Raw genomic sequence first — 17,103 nt, forward strand, 5'->3', positions numbered from 1 at the left:
TCAAGACGCGAAATGCGCCTGCCGCTCCCGGTTGCGCAGATACTGGGCGAGTGCCTCGATGGTCACCAGCACCTTGGCTGGCAATGCGTCACGTCGAACGGTCACCGCGTACAAGCTGAACAACGGCGCCTGCCACTGGGGCAACAGACGCTGCAGTGCGCCGCTGCGCAGGTGGTTGCGAATCTCCGGTTCGGGCAGCACCGCGCAGCCCATACCATCCAGGGCGAACTGTTTTACCGCGAGGATGCTGTTGGCACTCAACTGGCTGCGCATGCGCATTTCGAAGACCTCGCCCTGTTCACCGTGCAGACGCAGCAGGTTGGGCTGCGGATCCGTGCTCATCAGCAACCAGTCCATTTGCTGCAACTGGCGGGGCTCACGCAGAGGCGCGAAACCGGCCAGGTAGGATGGCGAGGCGCAGGGCACGCTGGGCCAATCGACGAGATGACGCGCCACCAGGCTGGAATCGGCCATCGGCCCGACCCGGATTGCCAGATCAATACGGTGCTCGACCATATCGAGAATCTCGTCCTGGAACAGCAGGCTGATCTGCAGATTCGGGTGCGCCTGCAACAAAGGCTTGAGCGCCTCGCTCATCAGCGAACTGGTCAGGCCGGCAGGAGCGGACAGCCGCAGTTCCCCGAGTGGCGCCTCACGAAACTCATTGAGGCGCTGGCGCGCCTGCTCCGCCTGCTCCAGCACCCGCACGCAGTGCTCATGAAAGGCTCGACCGGCTTCGGTCAGCGTGAGGCGCCGTGTACTGCGGTGCAACAGGCTGACATTGGCCTCGCGCTCCAACCTTGCCACCTGCTGGCTGACCGCCGACGGGCTGACTCCCAATACCTGTGCGGCGCCAGCCATGCTGCCCTTTTCCACCACGGTGGCGAACAGGGCCATACCCTTGATGAATGCATCCATTCGTAAGCTCTTCTAAATATTGAAAGCACAAATAGCGCATTTAGATTAGAAAAATTGCCGATTAAAATAGCACGACCTATCAAACATCGCTGCCGCCAATCATGCCCTTCAGACGACCTTGGTCGCTCGGGCCTGCTGTCCACTACCGTTAACTCGCCCTCCATTCAGGCGACAGCGGCCGCCCGGGTTCACACCGGCCGAAGTGGCTGCGCGGCAGCCGCTCTGCTGAGCTTTTTCTGCCGGAAGACAATCCATGACAACCTATGCCGTAGCGGCGCCACGCCGTACCTTGCTCATCGTCCTGCTGGGCGTTCTGACCGCTCTGGATGCCATTGCCATCGACATGTATCTGCCGGCGATGCCGGCCATGCAACAGCACTTCAGCACGACCAGCGGCTGGGTCCAGGCCAGCCTGGCGATCTTTCTGATCGGACTGGCCGTCGGCCAACTGGTCTATGGACCGATTGCCGACCGCTACGGTCGGCGCAAGCCGCTGTTGGTCGGCATGGCCTGCTTTGTACTCGGATCGCTACTGATCCTTTCGGCAGATCATATCGAGACCGTGCTGGCCGGGCGTCTGCTGCAAGCCATCGGAGGCGCCGCCGCGCTGGTCATTCCGCGCGCCATCGTCGCCGATCTGTTCGAGGACGCTCAGGCAGCGCGTGTCTACTCGATGCTGATGCTGGTCATGGGGCTGGGCCCGGTGCTGGCGCCCAGCCTGGGCGGCGTGCTGGCAGAGTACTTCGGCTGGCAGGCGATCTTCGTCACCCTCTCCCTGTTCGGCCTTCTCTGCCTGGCCGCTGTCTTACTGTGGGTCGAGGAAAGCCTGCCGAGCCAGCTGCGCAACCGCGACAGCCTGCTGCGCAGCATGCGCGGTTACCTGCGCCTGCTCGATGACCCGCACTACCGCCGCTACACCTGGATCATCAGCCTGTTCTGCGCCAGCCTTTTCACCTACATCAGCGGCGTGCCCTTCGTACTGATCGAACTGTACGGGCTGTCACCCGCCCATTTCGGCTTGCTGTTCGCTGCCAACGCCGTGGGCATGTGCCTGCTGAGCTTCCTCAACATTCAGTTGCTGCGCCGCTTTCGGGCCGAGCATCTTCTTCTGGCTGGCGGCGTACTGCACCTGGGCTTTCTGCTGCCGCTGCTGCTTGTGCAGTTCTTCGCCGCCAGCCAACTGACCTCCATTCTCCTGCTCAGCGGTGCGGTGTGCAGCCTGGGTCTGGTCTGGGGCAATGCCATGTCACTCGTCATGCAGGGCCAGCAGGCGCAGGCTGGACGCGCTTCGGCGTTGGTCGGCGTGGCTCAGTATGTACTGGCCAGTCTTGCCGGCGTGGCTCTGGGCCTGTTGAGCGGACAGGGCGCCTGGCCCATGTTCGTACTGATGACACTGATCGCCGGGCTAGCGTTATACGGCCTGCGCCATGCCATCGCCCTGGAGCGGACTCAACCATCCGGTTGATACCCCCCCTGACCCTGTCGGTGCAGCATGAGGACGTTCAATCACCACAACAGGAAACGCCTCATGAGCACCACATCCGACTGGATCACCGTCGGCGCACTCGCCGACGGGTTCGCCCCCGAAGCCTTCATCCTGCCCAATCTGGCCGACCTGGCCGGCAAACGCTTCAACCTGTTCTTCGAGAACGGCTGGGAAATCGATCATCGCTTCGATGCCGAACAACTGCACTGGGTCGCAGCCGATGGCCACTCCAAAGGCAGCGCGCCTTACCGTGCCACGTCAGTGCGCGAAGGCATCTACCTGGTCGACTTCATCAAGAACGAAGGCGGCAAGGACTATTCCATCAGCCTGGTGCTCGACACCCACAGCCAGTCGTTCACGGCAGTCATCGGCACTCTGCCCAGCGCCGAAGAAACCCGCGAAGGGTTGTACGCGCGCGCGCTGGCCGGCAAAACGCTGACCAGCGTACAGGCCCACTTCTATCACGGCAGCCTGGATAAGCCCTGGCAATCCGGCGCCTGCCCGCACGCCCCCACCAGCGAGCTGGTCGGCATCCGCAACCGCTATCGTTACAGCCCGACCGAGGTCTACGAGCATATTTACCTCAACGACAACTACTACAGCTGGCAGTGCCTGAAGGGTGTCGAGAAGGGCCTTTGCGACACCGACCTGTGCCACTACTACAAGATCACCGATGAGCTGTACCTGTTCGTCTGGCGCGAGAAAATCGTCCCAACCCTGGGCCTGGTGATGATCGACCTGAAGAACCACCGCAGCGACGGCAAGATCTTCGGCTACGCTGGCGACAGCTTCGACAAGCTGTCCAATTTCCCGGTGTCCTCGTACTGCAACCTGCTCAACCGCACGGAGTATGGCGATGCCTAAGACCGTCGTCATCACCGGCGCCGGTACAGGAATCGGCGAGGCCTGTGCCCGCCGACTGGCTGCCGAGGGCGCCAATCTGGTGCTCATCGGCAGACGCGCCGAACCACTTGAGCGAGTGGCCGCCGAAACTGGCGGCCTGGTACTGGTTGGCGATGCCGCCGACAGCGCCACCTGGGACCGCTTCATCGCCACCATTCGTGACCGCTTCGGCGGCATCGATGCCCTGCTCGCCTGCGCTGGCGGTCATGGTCTGGGCTGCGCAACCGAAACCAGTGATGCAGGCTGGCAGTCGGCCATGCGCAGCAACCTCGACAGTGCCTTCTACAGCGCCCGCGCCTGTCTGCCGCTATTGATCGAGCGCCGCGGTAGCGTCGTCCTGCTCGGATCCATCGCCTCCCTGGCGGCGGGTCCGGAGGTCTGCGGCTACACCACAGCCAAGCACGCTCTGCTCGGTCTCAATCGCTCGCTGGCGCGGGACTACGGCCCGCAGGGCGTGCGGGTCAACTGCGTGTGCCCGGGCTGGGTACGTACCCCGATGGCCGACGAGGAAATGCAGCCGCTGATGCGCCACTACGGCGACGATCTCGATGCCGCCTACGCGCGGGTCACCGCCGACGTGCCGCTGCGCCGCGCCGCCAGTGCCGAGGAGATTGCCAATGTGTGCCGTTTCCTGATCAGCGACGAGGCCTCGATCATCACTGGCGCCGCCATCGTCGCCGACGGCGGCTCCACGGTTGTAGACGTACCGACCCTGGCCTACACCCATATGGGAGGTGCTTGATGGCAACTGTATTCGACTATGGCGGGCAGACCGTACTGGTCACCGGCGGTGCCCAGGGCATCGGTCGTGGCATCGTCGAGGCCTTCGCCCTCAGCGGCGCTCGCGTGCTGATCGCCGACCTGCGCCTGGACAGCGCCCAGGCACTGGCCGATGAACTGAATGCCAAGGGGCTGGTGGCAGAGGCACGAGGTATCGACCTGGCCGACCGCGACGCCATCGGCGCACTGCTGGCCTACCTGCCGAGGCTGGATGTACTGGTACACAATGCCGGGTATTTCCCCCTGACGCCGCTGGCCGAGATTACCCCGGAAATTCTCGAGCGCACCCTGGCGGTCAACCTCAATGCCTTGTTCTGGCTGAGCCAGGCTGCCCTGCCGCTATTCACCCGTCAGGGTGGGGGCAATCTGCTGGTCACCTCCTCGGTAACCGGGCCGCGGGTAGCCTATCCGGGGCTCAGCCATTACGCCGCGTCCAAGGCCGGCGTCAATGGCTTCATCCGTAGTGCGGCACTGGAGCTGGCGCCACTGGGCGTACGCGTCAACGGCGTGGAGCCAGGGATGATCCGCACACCGGCCATGGACAACCTGGGGGACAGCCTGCTCAGCGCCCGCATCGCTGCGGCGGTGCCGCTGGGCCGTCTGGGCGAACCGCAAGACATCGCCGGCGCCATGCTGTTTCTCGCCTCAGAGCATGCTCGCTACATCACCGGCCAGACCATCATCGTCGATGGCGGCGCAACGCTGCCGGAAACCCTGGCCACACTGGCGTAAGAGGCAACCGAGCCACTCACCCACTTCGGTCGGTGAGTGGCTCGGGCCGACAGCCCAGCAGAGCGACGCCGCTATCTTGTCGCACGACAGAGCGCGACGCTCAAGCCGCGCCGGCTGTTTCCATCAGCGCCATTGCCCGATAGTCCTTGGGCGACTGCTCGAACTGTTTCTTGAACGCCCGGCTGAAGTGCGCGGAGTCAGTGAACCCCCATTTGTAGGCGATGGAGGTGATCGACTCTCCCTTGAGGAAGGGGTTGGACAGGTCATCTGCACTGCGCTTTAGACGCGCGCGCTGGATATAGCGGCAGACGCTGTCACCCTGCTCTTCGAACAGGCGATAAAGATGTCGTACCGAGATGTTCAGCCGTGAAGCCAGGCCAACGGGGTTGAGGTTCGGCTGAGTCAGCGAATCGTCGATGATTTTCTGCACGTAGCTGCGCAGATTATTGCCCTGCAGCAGTTCAGCGTGGAGGGGTTTGTCGTGCGCACTGGATAATGCCGGCGCCAGCAGAGAGATGAACGCGGTGCGCAGCGCTTCGCTTTCGTCGCCGTCGCTATATCCACTCTGCGGCTCACGACAGAGCTGATCAACCAGCACGTGCAACATCTTGCCGCTGGGGCAGGTCGCACTGACCTTGCCGAACTTGTTGTCTTTGAGCACCCGGTCGACTTCCTGGCGCGGCAAAGACAACGAAGCATGCTCGATCAGGCCAAACGGGGTGATTTCGCAAGAGCCAACCGAGTCCATGAGCAGGAGGTCGCCCGGCGCGAGCTGAATGCTCGTACCGTTCTGGGATATCTGCGAAAAGCCGCTGCGCTGACTGACCAGGAAACAACTCTGGTCATTGTCATGGTCAGGCTTGATGGACTGACGAGCGATCAACCCGGCATTGGTGCGCAGATGAGCCATAGGCAGCCCAGCATGGCACTGCAGGGAGATCTCTCCGATGAATAGCGATCGGTTGAATGCCATCTGGGTCTCGAACCGACCACAGATCGCCTGCAGGGAAGCCTGCCAGCTTTCCAGCCCCTCTCGGGCCGCACTCAGGCCATTCATACGCACCTCCACGGATGACGTCTTGTTTTTGTTGCATAATAGTTAACATGTTATACATAGACGCGCAACACAAAACCGCTACCATCACGGGATGCAGGTTAAGTGCCAACCTACCGATAAAGAACATATTCACGTACTACCCTCCCCAGCGACGATGAAAGCCGGGAAGAACCCCAGCTGAAGCATCGACTGCAGTTCGGCAGGCAAGAAAGCGAGGCGCAGAAAGACGCAAGCCAGAGGCGCTGATAGCGGCCCTGGCCAGAAGAGAAAGGAAAGACGTGCCTCCGTTCGGTGCACAGGCAGCCGAAAGGGCTCTCAACAGGTGCGCAGAATGCGCTGCAAGGCCATGAAGGTGGCGATCAAGCCATCTCGCTGCTCATCATTGAGACGGATATAGCGACGGAAGCTGGGAACACGATTGACCACCTCGCTGGCAGCCATATGTTCGAGGCTTACCTGCCAGCCATCGCTGTCGCGCTCGATCGATAGCCGCTTGAAGTCCAGTGGCATAAGCGCCACGCGCAACGCCTGGTCTTCAAGCAAAGTCGCCTGCAGAGCAGCCAACTCATCCGTATCGCCCTGCCTCTGTTTACATAGCAGACCGGTACGAGTCAGCGCACCGCTGTGACGCACTTCGATACGCGCAGGCGCTCCGCCGGGCGAAGGCACCCGCAGTACGAAATCGGTCAGGACCAGGTGCATCAGCAGCTCGCTGTGCGTGCGCTCGACCACCTCGAAGCTCAGCGCGGCGCCGGGAACGCTGAAGCGTCCCCGGGCGCCATCCAGCGCCTCGAACGACAGCCCGGCAAGGTTACGCCGCACCTGTTCCAGGGTGGCCCCCGGACCGTAGCCGGAGGGCAACCGCTGACTGCCAAACAGATCAGACAGTCTTTGCAGCATGGAGCGAAGGCTCAACGTCGTGTACACCCGGTTCGTGGCTGAATTCCTTTTCCAGAATCTCTTCCACCGGTACCGGGCGGAAAGGGTTGACTCGCTGTACCACCAACGTCCAGAACAGCGCGTAGATCGCGGTAATCCCCAACATCAAGGCAAAAGGCACGTACACCGCACTCGGCTCGATGCCCGGCGGCGCGATGAACCAGATACCCAGTACCATACCGACGGTGGAGACGATCTGCGGCAGCGGGAACCAGGGCGACTTGTAGGCACGCGGCAGATCCGGACGACGGATGCGCAGGATGACCACCGACAAGGTCACCAGCAGGTAGGCGGTGGCCCAGGCACATACCGCAGCCAGGATCAGCGGCAGCATGCTGTCGGCATTGCCACCCAGCCACCAGGCATGCAGGCAGGGAATCGCCGCCACCACGGCGATGCACACCAAAGGTGTCTTGAAGCGCGGGTGCAGATAAGCGAACACCTTCGGCAGTGCACCATCGACTGCCATGCCGTACAGAATGCGCGGCACACCGGCCATCAGGGTGTTGATGGTGGCAGCGCCAGCGAAGAGAAAGCCAATACCCAGCCAGATCGGTCCGATGTCACCCATTACCTGCTGGGCGAACTGCGGAATCGCCATCGGCGTATCGAGCAGATGAATACCGGCTGCTTCGTCTAGCAACACGTTTTCCACCTGACGCTTCATTGCCGCGCCGTAGAGAAACATGCAGCTGCCGACGCCCAGCAGCCCCATGGCCATGGCTCGCGGCAACACCCAGGCGGAGCGCTTGAGGTCGGGCGCCAGCGGTGTCACGAACTCGCAACCCACGAACATGAACATGGCCATGCCCACCAGCGAAAGAATGGTGATCAGGTCGGAGCCCACCAGCGATGCGCCGAACAGACCATCGAGCTCTACAGCCGGCGCGGCGACCAGACCGGCAATGCCGAACACCATCAGCGTGCTCCACATCACGCAGGTGAGTATGACCTCAGCCTTGCTGAACACGCTGATGCCAAAGGCGTTGAGGATGCCGAAGCCAATCACGAAGGCGACCCCGAGCAACCAGGCACCACCAGCGGTTTCGGCCAGGGTATTGAGGTGTTCGAAGTTAACCAGCGCCATCGTCCCGGCCAGGATGGTCTCGGCCGTACCCGCGAATACATGCACGATCAGGTATGCCGACAGCGTACCGGTGATGGCGAAGAAACGTCCCATACCGGCGCTGATGTAGTCGTATACCGAGCCCGTGGTCGGCAGGATCGATGCCGCTTCGGCGAAAGTGGTCGACTGCGCGAGCATCATCAGCATGGCGATCACCATGGCCATGGCGAACGCGCTGCCACCGATACCAAAGCCCATGGTCGCGGTAAGAATGACTGGACTGGCCATGATCAGGCCGACGGTACTGGCAAGGGCAGTCGGGAAACCGACCGTTCCCCGCGCCAGGTGCTCACTGAGCTTGTTATTGATCGACATCGTGGGAACCTCGAAAGCAGATTTTTTCTGGTTATAAGTCGTGCCGGCACCCCGTCGATGCCGATCCGCCGGATCGTCGGCACTGCCGCCAACCCCCTCCCCTACCCACCGGAGGCAAGGCGCCCTGGTGGTTAGTCGACAACACTTTGCGCCCTGCTCCTGAAGCCGGTCTTGCCACTGGCTGCCGCCATTTTTGTTGCAGCCTGACATCCCTCCCCGCGCTGGCCGCCGCAATCAAAACCGCTGGCAGAGATGAACAAGACTTGCCTACGCCCCCGGATGGCTAATAGCTCGTCGCGCCAGAGCCTGGCGTTCGCGAACGTCTCGGAGCCCCAGAAACTCCGGGCCACCAACATAAGAAACAGGGGAGCAAACCCATGGCACATTCCACCCGCCGCCTACCGCTGGCACAGGCCATCGGCCTGAGCGTAGCGCTGTTGAGCGCCAGTCAGATCAGCAGCGCCTACGAACTGTACGCCGACGACGATACCCATCTGAACGCTGACTTTCTCGCGGTCTACGGCTGGATGAACAGCCGCAAGAACTATGACGGCAGGCCAGGCGGTTCGAGCTGGCGCGAAGGATTCATCAAGTACGGCATCAGCGGCGACCAGCGCCTGGGTGATTCGGGGACGGTCTACGGCGCCTTCAACCTGGTCAGCTCGGGCACCTGGGGCGACGGCGATGCAGCCGGCAACACCGATGGCCGCGAACGTACCACCAAGATCGAAGACGCCTACCTGGGCTGGCGCTCCGGCGACCTGTTCCCACTGCTGGGCACTGACGGTGTAGATGCCTCCTTCGGCCGCCAGGTAATCAAGCTCGGCAGCGGCTTCTTGATCAACGACGACGGTCCCAACCTCGGCAATGGCCCCGCCGACGGCGCTCTGGATCGTGGTGGGGCTTACTACATCGCCGCTCGCCACGCCTTCGACCGTACCGCCCTGCTCAAACTGGGCGGCCAGGACGGCCTGCACGGCAGTGCCTTCTGGCTGAAATCGGACAACCGCGCCCAGGCCGAAACCTCCCTGGCCGGCGGCACCCTGGACTACACCGGGAAAGCCGGCACCCTGGGCCTGACCTACATCCACGGCCTGGATGTGACTGATCAGTGGGCTAGCGACTTCCAGCAACAACGCGACGGCATGGACATCTACAGCATTCGCGGCGAAGGCGATGCCGGAATCGAGAACGCCAGCTTCGCCTTCGAATACGCCTGGCAGGACAAGGACGCGGGCGCCGAAAAAGCCTGGTATGCGGAGGCCGGCTATACCTTTGCCGACGTCGCCTGGTCGCCCAAGATCACCTATCGCTACAGCCGCTACTCGGAAGACTGGGATTCGCTGTTCAACGGCTTCAGTACCGGTTATGGCACCTGGTTCCAGGGCGAAGTGGCATCCAACTACTCGGGGCCGTTCAACAGCAACACCGGCATCCACCATGTCGGTCTCAAGGTGACCCCGCTGGAGAACCTGACCCTGGGCGCGCTGTACTTCGACTTCAACACGCTGAAGAAGAGCAACGCATTGAACCTCGATGGGCGCGAGCTGGATCTCTATGCGGAATGGGCGGTCACCGACCACCTGATCATCAGCCCGCTGATCGGCCTCTATCAGCCGAAGAAGGACGAGAATACCGGCGGCAATCAGGTTGGCGGCAACGGCACCAACGTCTACAGCCAGCTGACCGTGGCCGTACCGTTCTGAGTCATTCCCAAGGCAATCACGAACGCCGCGCGCCTCAGGGCTCGCGGCGTTTTCATTTATCGAATCCCGAGAACCGATACCCGGTACTGCCGCCATAAAAAAACCGCCGGCAGGTGCACGGCGGTCAAGGTATCAGTGTGTTGAAGCTAAAACCGTCGTCGCGGAGCAATGCTACGAAGACAGCGCCACTATGAGGCACAGCCGGTGCCTACGCTTGCATCTGACTGCCAGCGCGCTTGCATGGCTCTGCCAGCGCGATCGCCGTGCAGGCAGAGTCATATCCGTGCGGCAGGCACAGACAAGTCGCACCGCCTGCATTTCCTTATGCTGTGAAGACGCGCGCCATCGGCGTTTTCGTTATCAACCAGCCTCTGGAGCACCGCATGAGCACCCTCATCGAAACTCTTCCCAGTGTCGAGGCCTTCCTGGCCCGCACGCACGCTTCGTTCATCGATGGCGAACAGCGCCAAGCCAGCAACGGCAGTGGCCGCGACATCCACAACCCGGCAACCGATGGCGTCCTGAGCCAAACCGTGCAGGCGACTGCCGAGCAGGTCGAAGCGATCGTGCAATCGGCTCATCGGGCCTTCAAATCAGGCGTCTGGAGTGGCCTGGCGCCTGCCGAACGCGAGCGTATCCTGCTGCGCTTTGCAGATGTCGTCGAAGCTCACGGCGAGGAACTGGCGCAACTGGAAAGCCTCAACCAAGGCAAGTCGATCCACCTGGCACGCGCCGTGGAAGTTGGCGCATCGCTCAACTACATGCGCTACATGGCCGGCTGGGCAACCAAGATCGAAGGCCAGACCCTCGACGTCTCCATCCCGGTGCCCGCAGGCGCACGCTTCAATGCCTATACCCGCCGTGAGGCAGTTGGTGTGATCGCCGGTATCGTGCCATGGAACTTCCCGCTGATGATCGCCCTGTGGAAGATCATGCCGGCGCTGGCCTGTGGCAACACCATCATCATCAAGCCGGCTGACGAAACCCCACTTACGGCGCTGCGTCTGGCAGAGCTGGCCATCGAGGCCGGCATTCCGGCGGGCGTGTTCAACGTGCTGGTGGGCAAGGGATCGGAGGCGGGTTCGGCGCTGGTTGCTCACCCACTGGTGAGCAAGGTGTCGTTTACCGGCTCCACCGCCGTGGGTAAGCAGGTAGGTGTCGCCGCGCTGCAGAACATGACCCGCTTCACCCTCGAGTTGGGCGGCAAGAACCCCATGCTGGTATTGGCCGATGCCGACATCGAAAAGGCGGTCGCCGGGGCCATTGGCGGTGGCCTGCTCAACCAGGGGCAGGTCTGCGCCGCAGCGTCGCGCCTCTATGTGCATGCAAGCCGTTACAAGGACTTCGTCGAAGCACTGACCGCTCAGGTCGCCGCCCTCAAGGTCGGCGCGGGTATGGACGCCGAGGCTCAGATCAACGCGCTGGTTTCGCGCAAGCAGCAAAGCAGCGTGCTGAACTACCTCGACATCGCCCGCCGGGAAGGTGCCCGCTTCACCACTGGCGGTAGCAAGCCGGATCTTCCAGGTTACTTCGTGCAACCGACCGTACTGGCCGACGTTCAACAGACCATGACCAGCGCTCAGGAAGAGATCTTCGGCCCGGTGCTGTCGGTATTGCCCTTCGACGATATCGAGCAGGCGGTGGCCATGGTCAACGACAGTCGTTACGGCCTGACCGCGAGCATCTGGAGCAACGACCTGGGCCGGGTGATGGACCTGATCCCGCGTATCGAGGCCGGTACGGTGTGGGTCAACAACCACGTACCGGTCGACCCGAACATGCCGTTCGGTGGTTACAAGCAATCGGGGATCGGCCGAGAGTTCGGCAAGGCCGCCATCGAAGGCTTTACCGAAAGCAAATCGGTGTGCATCACCTACTGACGCCAGCCACGCCGCCCGACACAGCGGGCGGCATTCCCCGGAGCAGGGTAAAACCTGCGCCGGCGGCCCCTGACAACCTGAGCGCAACCTATCCAGGTCCGCGGGCCTGACACCTCATCGACAACACCGAGGTGCTATCAAGCATAGCCGGCCACCGGTGAGCGCGGAGCGGCGCAAGGCGCCACTCCTGCCCAACCGGATCCGGTTAAAGGCTCAGTTGCGCCACTCGACGTCGAACGTCTCTCCGGCCATGCGCTGCAGGTGGTCAACGACTACGCCCTGGAGCTCGACCAGCTCGGCGTGATCAGGTGACTGCAGAGTGACGCGCAGACCGCCGTCGATCACCTGCAGTTCGCACACGGCCGGGTCGAAGGGAATGTGCGCGCTGGTCTCATCGAAACGCACCGCGAACTTGTGACTCCAGTGGCGGCACAAGCGCGTCAGGCAACGGCCTGGCGCCGTCATGGGAATTTCAGCATGGCTATTGAACATGAATGTGTCCTCATAAAAATTTGAAGCGGGACGGTACCCAGACAGGGCAATCTACGCCACCAGCCGGTCCGGTCTTGGCAAAGTTAAAGCTAACTTGCCCGGTAGGCGCGACGTGAGCGGCAGATATCGGCGTGATTGGCATCGGCCCATTGCACCAGCGCCTGCATCGGCTGCAGAAATGACACCCCCAATGCCGTCAGCTGATATTCGACGCGCGGCGGCACCTCGGCGAACACTTCTCGCGAGATAAAGCCGTCCATTTCCAGACGCTTGAGCGTGCGCGAGAGCATTTGCTTGGAAATGTCATCGATCTCACGGCCCAGTTCGTTGAAACGCAGCCTGCGCCCAGCCAGCGCCTCCAGCACCAGCAGACTCCATTGATCGCCAATGCGGTCGAGCACATCACGGATCGGGCAAGGGTGATCGAACATTAGGGTTTCGGCAGTGGACATGGCGGCTCTCCGGTCAATCAAGGTCACTACGAAATGACCTGGTCAGACTATGCTGACTTCTTGTGCAACGGGGAGACGAACAGTAGCATCGGATCGCTCAAAGGTCTACAAGCCAGACCATGTCAAAAAAGTAGATTAAAAGGAGTTCGCATGTTACGCATCGCCCTGATTGGCGCCTCCGGCAACGCCGGCTCGTGCATCCTCAAGGAACTTTCCGACCGTGGCCACAGTGTCACGGCCATCGCTCGCAACCCTGAACGCATCGCCGCGCTGCCCGGCGTAACCGCCGTGCAGGCTGATGCCCAGGACAAGGCAGCACTGAGCAAAGTGCTGGCTGGGCATGACGCCGTGGTAAGCGCCGCCCCGTTCGTCAGCACCGACCCGCAGACACTGATCGACGCTGTACGTAACGCTGGTGTCAAGCGCTACCTGGTCGTCGGTGGCGCCGGCAGCCTGGAAATCGCTCCTGGCCAGCGTGTGATTGATCTGCCTGACTTTCCCGACGCCTATCGTCCTGAGGCTGCACGCGGTGCCGCGTTTCTCGAACGACTCAAGCAGGAACAGGAGCTGGACTGGAGCTTCCTGTCGCCCTCAGCAGAGTTCGTCCACGGCGAACGCACTGGCGTGTTCCGCCTCGGCAAGGATAGGTTGCTGAGCAACGAACAGGGCAGCCGTATCTCCTTCGAGGACTATGCCATTGCTCTGGTCGATGAAATCGAAGAGCCGAAACATTCACGTCAGCGTTTTACCGTCGGTTACTAAGGAGAAGCCCATGCCACACCTCGTGAAGAAATCACTGTTCGCCGCCACGCTGCTGCTGGCGGGCGTTACCGCCGTTTTCGCAGCCTCGGAGCAGCGTGATCTGGCCAAGGAGGAAGCCAACCGCACACTGGTCATCAACTTCTACGAACGCTTCTTCAATCAACATCAGGTCGAAGAAGCCGCCAAGATCGTGGCCGAGGACTACAAGCAGCACAATCCGGACGTGCCGGACGGCAAAGCCCCCTTCGTCGGTTACTTCGCCGGCTTCTTCAAGGAGAACCCGCAGTCCCGTGCCCGTATCGTGCGCAGCGCCACCGACGGCGACCTGGTCTACCTGCACGTGCACTCGACAAACGGCCCCGATGATCGCGGCCAGGCCGTGATGGATATCTTCCGCGTCGAAGACGGCAAGATCGTCGAGCACTGGGACATCATCCAGGACGTACCTGCCGAGTCGGCCAACGACAACAGCATGTTCTAATCGAGTGGCCGGGGCCTCCTGCCCCGGCTCTCACCCCCTCCCTGCCCCTACCTCATCACACAGCGCATACACCTCGCTGCCCCAGCACATGTCTGGAAGCCCCCTCTTCGTTGACTCATCTCATAGGGTGCAGCGGTTGCTGCGCTGACCGAGCAACCACATGCGCAGCTTGCCACCGGCCAGGGCGAGGATGACGTTGCCGTCAGGCACGATCACCTGAATGGATTGGATTGGCGAAAAGGTTTCGACGAGGGCGACCAGCAAGCAGCGAAGTACTTGTTTCGCCGAGCACAAGTGACAGGCAACCGCTCTGATGCGGGATCAGGGCGGCTGCCAATCCACACCTGTCACTCCCTTGCAAGGCTTGGCGTTGCGCCGCTGGGCAAAGCAGCTCCCATCCATGGGCTACCTGGCAGCGCCTGAGACCCAGCGGCGCAGCCGGACGCACCGCTACACCGGGGCCAGCCGACGACGCCCCGTCTGCAGCAGTAAAACTCACCCCCCCTTCGGGGAAACGAAGGGGTCACCAGCGCAGTGCGCGCCAGGTGCGCGGCTCCCACTCAACTAGTCAATATCGGGAGCGAACAACTTGCACTTCATGTACAGCTTGACCCACAGCACTGCAATGATGCTCACCAGCAGCAGAATGCCACCAAGAATCTTGTAGACCAGCACCGTCATGTCCGGCGAAGGCGAGTTGTGCAGCGCGACGTATAGCATGGCGGCGATGCCGAGAACCTGCGGCAAAGGGTAAAACGGCGTCTTGAACGGCCGCGGCAGATGCGGCATACGGCTGCGCAGCACCAGCACATCGACGTGCGCCACCACATAGGCAAGCAGCCAACTGGTAGACGCAGCGATCACCAGCGGGATCAGCGAATCGATATCCATCAGGATCAGCGGAATCGCGATGATGACAGCCATGAACAGGATGCCCACCCAGGGCGTGCCAAAGCGCTGGCTGATGATCTTCATCTGCGGGAAGGCCTGACCGTTCTCGGCCATACCCTGCAGCATGCGCGGTACCGCCGCAAGCACCGTATTGACGGTGCTGCAGGTAGCGGTCACCGCCATCACCGCAGCGATGATCAGACCGGCCTTGCCAAACACCGCATTGGCATAATCGAGATAAGGTAGAGGCGAGCCGGTAAGCGTCTCGACGTTCAGGTAATAGGTGGCGCCGTAGACGAACAACAGGAAGATGGCGAGCATGGCGCACAGCGAGAGCATCATCGCACGCGGGATGTTGCGCTGCGGTTTGTCCACTTCGTTGATCATTGGGCAGATGAACTCCACGCCCACCATCAGCCACATGGCCATCGCAACAAGACCGATGAAGCTGCCATCGAGAACAGACTCAAGTCCCCAGCTAACTGGGGTACCGCTGATTTCGACATGGGGTTGGACGGCCCCACTGACCGCGCATAGACCGATCAGAGTCAGCGCCGTAACCAAAACGAATGACAGCAGGTTCTGTACCTTGGCGAATACGTCTGCACCAAGGATATTGGTCACCACCAGAACACAGAGAATAAAAAGCGGCAGTAGCAGGGGCGGGAACATACCGGGCAGCAGCTCATGGATGATCGCATCTACCAGGAACATCTCTACCGGAAGGGCCAGCATCGCGACCACCACGTAGCCGGCGAAGACCGCGACAATGGCCGGAAAATGGCCGATGGCTTTCTGGGTGTAAGTCGCCAGCGTACCCTCTTGAGGGAACATCAACGACAGCTCCGCAAAGCTCATGGCATTGAACTGTGCGAGGACGAATGCAACCAGCATCGCTGCGATGAAGCCCAAGCCACCGATGCCGATTCCTTGGGTCGCAGTGATCATTGAGCCCTGCACGATCACCAGCCCCACGCAAATGGCCATCATGGTGATGAACCCCAGTTTCTTGCGCTGCATAACAGTGGCGCTCCCGATCTTCGGCGCCTGCATTGAGGCAATGTCCGGGGCATTGGTCTTGTTCATTTGTTTATTCTCCCGCTCGGACCTCTCGGCCCAATGGCGCCCATAGATATGACGTCAGTCGCGTACCGCGTCGAGCCTTACTTTGCTACCGCGGGCCGGGGAATTCTTGCACCAGGCTGCCGGCGCCTTGCCCTGGCGTGTCATGACCGATGATTGCGTTGCAAGAAGCAAGCGTGCTCGCCCGACGCCATCGGCACAAGGGATGGCCAATGCACAGAGCGAGCTCAGGTGTACACCATAAAACGGCCAGAGTAATGCCGGTCATGCGGCCCCGGACGATTGGGCACGGAAGAAGGCCAGGGTCAGAGCAGCGAAGAAGTTCCAGGAGCGTTTTCTGCGCCCTGCCCCAGCTGGATTTGCTTCAATCCGCGTTCACGATCTGAAGCACACCTTCGGCCGAAGACTTCGGGCAGCCGGAGTAACGGAGGAAGACAGGAAGGCTCTGCTGGGCCACAAGAACGGTAGCATCACCAGTCACTACTCAGCCGCCGAGTTGGGCAAACTGATCGATGAAGCCAACAGGATTTCGGCTACCGACTCGCGCGGTCCGGCCCTGACAATTTTGAGGAGAATGGCAGGATGAAAAAAAGTCCCGCAAAAGTCCCTACGCTTCTACGTGTGAAGCGCCCATAAAAAAAACCAGTCACCACTAAGTGACTGGATTTTCTAGGGATTTTTGGTCGGGACGGAGTGATTCGAACACTCGACCCCTTGCACGCTGAACAGGGAGCCTGCAATGAGCATGACCAAACTGCGTCTCGGCCCACTGCCGAAAACCGAGAACGTGAAGCTGGCCTTCACCTGCCCGGCCAGCCTGAAGGCTGACCTCGAGCGCTACGCGTCGCTGCACTCAAAGACCTACGGTGAAGAGGTCGACGCCCTGACGCTCATCCCGCATATGCCGGAGGCCTTCATGGCGAGGGATCGGGTGTTCAAAAGAACTAACAAGCCTGCACTATCTGCTGCGCCACAAACCACCGATCCACGCTGAACAGCGGAAAGTGGATTTTCTTATGCGCCCAAGTGAATTGATAGAAATCCTCAAGGTCGTGAGGTTTTTGATGCTATCAATGGTCTACCATCATAAATCCTTACGA

General features: G+C 61.4%; 17 protein-coding genes, 1 tRNA gene and 1 pseudogene. 10 read left to right on the plus strand and 9 right to left on the minus strand.

Going from position 1 to position 17,103, the window contains the following annotated elements; genetic code table 11:
• Positions 1-918, minus strand: a complete 918-nt coding sequence (locus DXK50_RS24285; RefSeq protein ID WP_161867711.1) for a LysR family transcriptional regulator — start codon at positions 916-918, stop codon at positions 1-3.
• A gap of 253 nt (positions 919-1,171) precedes the next feature.
• On the opposite strand from DXK50_RS24285, the gene DXK50_RS24290 reads away from it, so the two are divergent.
• From DXK50_RS24290 to DXK50_RS24305, 4 genes are all read left to right on the plus strand, one after another.
• Positions 1,172-2,383: a multidrug effflux MFS transporter gene (locus DXK50_RS24290; protein ID WP_212632065.1), complete on the plus strand. Its 1,212-nt coding sequence runs from the start codon at positions 1,172-1,174 to the stop codon at positions 2,381-2,383.
• A gap of 63 nt (positions 2,384-2,446) precedes the next feature.
• Positions 2,447-3,268 (plus strand): molybdenum cofactor biosynthesis F family protein, encoded by an 822-nt coding sequence (locus DXK50_RS24295; protein WP_161867713.1) that lies wholly within the window; start codon positions 2,447-2,449, stop codon positions 3,266-3,268.
• Positions 3,255-4,049: an SDR family NAD(P)-dependent oxidoreductase gene (locus DXK50_RS24300; RefSeq protein ID WP_212632066.1), complete on the plus strand. Its 795-nt coding sequence runs from the start codon at positions 3,255-3,257 to the stop codon at positions 4,047-4,049. The genes DXK50_RS24295 and DXK50_RS24300 overlap by 14 nt, the downstream gene beginning before the upstream one ends.
• Positions 4,049-4,819, plus strand: coding sequence for an SDR family oxidoreductase (locus DXK50_RS24305; RefSeq protein ID WP_212632067.1), 771 nt, complete (start codon positions 4,049-4,051; stop codon positions 4,817-4,819). Before DXK50_RS24300 ends, DXK50_RS24305 begins: the two co-directional genes overlap by 1 nt.
• 100 nt (positions 4,820-4,919) lie before the next feature.
• Here DXK50_RS24305 and feaR read toward each other — a convergent pair whose 3' ends face one another.
• The 3 genes from feaR to DXK50_RS24320 all read right to left on the minus strand — a co-directional run bounded on the left by feaR (position 4,920) and on the right by DXK50_RS24320 (position 8,256).
• Positions 4,920-5,876 carry a transcriptional regulator FeaR gene (gene feaR, locus DXK50_RS24310; RefSeq protein ID WP_161867716.1) on the minus strand — a complete coding sequence of 319 codons (957 nt, stop codon included), beginning with the start codon at positions 5,874-5,876 and terminating at the stop codon, positions 4,920-4,922.
• A 315-nt stretch (positions 5,877-6,191) separates the two neighbouring features.
• Entirely contained in the window at positions 6,192-6,776 is a 585-nt protein-coding gene (locus tag DXK50_RS24315) for a DUF3156 family protein (protein WP_212632068.1), read from the minus strand.
• A complete protein-coding gene (locus DXK50_RS24320; RefSeq protein ID WP_212632069.1) occupies positions 6,757-8,256 on the minus strand; it encodes an APC family permease in 1,500 nt (499 codons plus the stop codon). Before DXK50_RS24320 ends, DXK50_RS24315 begins: the two co-directional genes overlap by 20 nt.
• Before the next feature lie 377 nt (positions 8,257-8,633).
• Between DXK50_RS24320 and DXK50_RS24325 the strand changes: the two genes are divergently transcribed.
• On the plus strand, positions 8,634-9,962 hold the full coding sequence (locus DXK50_RS24325) for an alginate export family protein (protein ID WP_212632070.1): 1,329 nt from the start codon (positions 8,634-8,636) through the stop codon (positions 9,960-9,962).
• Positions 9,963-10,345: 383 nt separating this feature from the next.
• Positions 10,346-11,842, plus strand: coding sequence for an aldehyde dehydrogenase family protein (locus DXK50_RS24330; protein ID WP_212632071.1), 1,497 nt, complete (start codon positions 10,346-10,348; stop codon positions 11,840-11,842).
• A gap of 213 nt (positions 11,843-12,055) precedes the next feature.
• Here the strand turns inward: DXK50_RS24330 and DXK50_RS24335 are convergent, their stop codons facing one another.
• Together DXK50_RS24335 and DXK50_RS24340 are read right to left on the minus strand one after the other, a co-directional pair.
• The gene (locus DXK50_RS24335) at positions 12,056-12,334 is read right to left on the minus strand and encodes a DUF2218 domain-containing protein (RefSeq protein ID WP_212632072.1); all 279 of its coding nucleotides are present in this window, start codon (positions 12,332-12,334) and stop codon (positions 12,056-12,058) included.
• Between the two features lie 89 nt (positions 12,335-12,423).
• Positions 12,424-12,786 (minus strand): winged helix-turn-helix transcriptional regulator, encoded by a 363-nt coding sequence (locus DXK50_RS24340; RefSeq protein ID WP_212632073.1) that lies wholly within the window; start codon positions 12,784-12,786, stop codon positions 12,424-12,426.
• 150 nt (positions 12,787-12,936) lie between these two features.
• Here DXK50_RS24340 and DXK50_RS24345 point away from each other — a divergent pair, with 150 nt between their 5' ends.
• Both DXK50_RS24345 and DXK50_RS24350 read left to right on the plus strand, forming a co-directional pair.
• Positions 12,937-13,548, plus strand: a complete 612-nt coding sequence (locus DXK50_RS24345) for an NAD(P)-dependent oxidoreductase (protein ID WP_161867723.1) — start codon at positions 12,937-12,939, stop codon at positions 13,546-13,548.
• A gap of 10 nt (positions 13,549-13,558) precedes the next feature.
• Entirely contained in the window at positions 13,559-14,029 is a 471-nt protein-coding gene (locus DXK50_RS24350) for a nuclear transport factor 2 family protein (protein ID WP_161867724.1), read from the plus strand.
• Positions 14,030-14,149: 120 nt separating this feature from the next.
• On the opposite strand, the gene DXK50_RS24355 is transcribed toward DXK50_RS24350, so the two are convergent.
• Both DXK50_RS24355 and DXK50_RS24360 read right to left on the minus strand, forming a co-directional pair.
• A complete protein-coding gene (locus tag DXK50_RS24355) occupies positions 14,150-14,293 on the minus strand; it encodes a hypothetical protein (protein WP_212632074.1) in 144 nt (47 codons plus the stop codon).
• Positions 14,294-14,593: 300 nt separating this feature from the next.
• Entirely contained in the window at positions 14,594-16,006 is a 1,413-nt protein-coding gene (locus DXK50_RS24360; RefSeq protein ID WP_249187016.1) for an APC family permease, read from the minus strand.
• Between the two features lie 277 nt (positions 16,007-16,283).
• Between DXK50_RS24360 and DXK50_RS24365 the strand changes: the two are divergent.
• Positions 16,284-16,589 (plus strand): annotated as a pseudogene (locus tag DXK50_RS24365) (tyrosine-type recombinase/integrase); the annotation flags it as partial.
• Positions 16,590-16,683: 94 nt separating this feature from the next.
• On the opposite strand, the gene DXK50_RS24370 reads toward DXK50_RS24365, so the two are convergent.
• A tRNA-OTHER gene (locus DXK50_RS24370) sits at positions 16,684-16,772 on the minus strand.
• Between DXK50_RS24370 and DXK50_RS24375 the strand changes: the two genes are divergently transcribed.
• Complete coding sequence (locus DXK50_RS24375; protein ID WP_212632075.1) at positions 16,743-16,997, plus strand: DUF2274 domain-containing protein; 255 nt, start codon at positions 16,743-16,745, stop codon at positions 16,995-16,997. The genes DXK50_RS24370 and DXK50_RS24375 overlap by 30 nt on opposite strands.
• Positions 16,998-17,103 lie beyond the last annotated feature (106 nt).

This window comes from Pseudomonas sp. KB-10 (assembly GCF_018221585.1).
Classification (GTDB): domain Bacteria; phylum Pseudomonadota; class Gammaproteobacteria; order Pseudomonadales; family Pseudomonadaceae; genus Aquipseudomonas; species Aquipseudomonas yangonensis.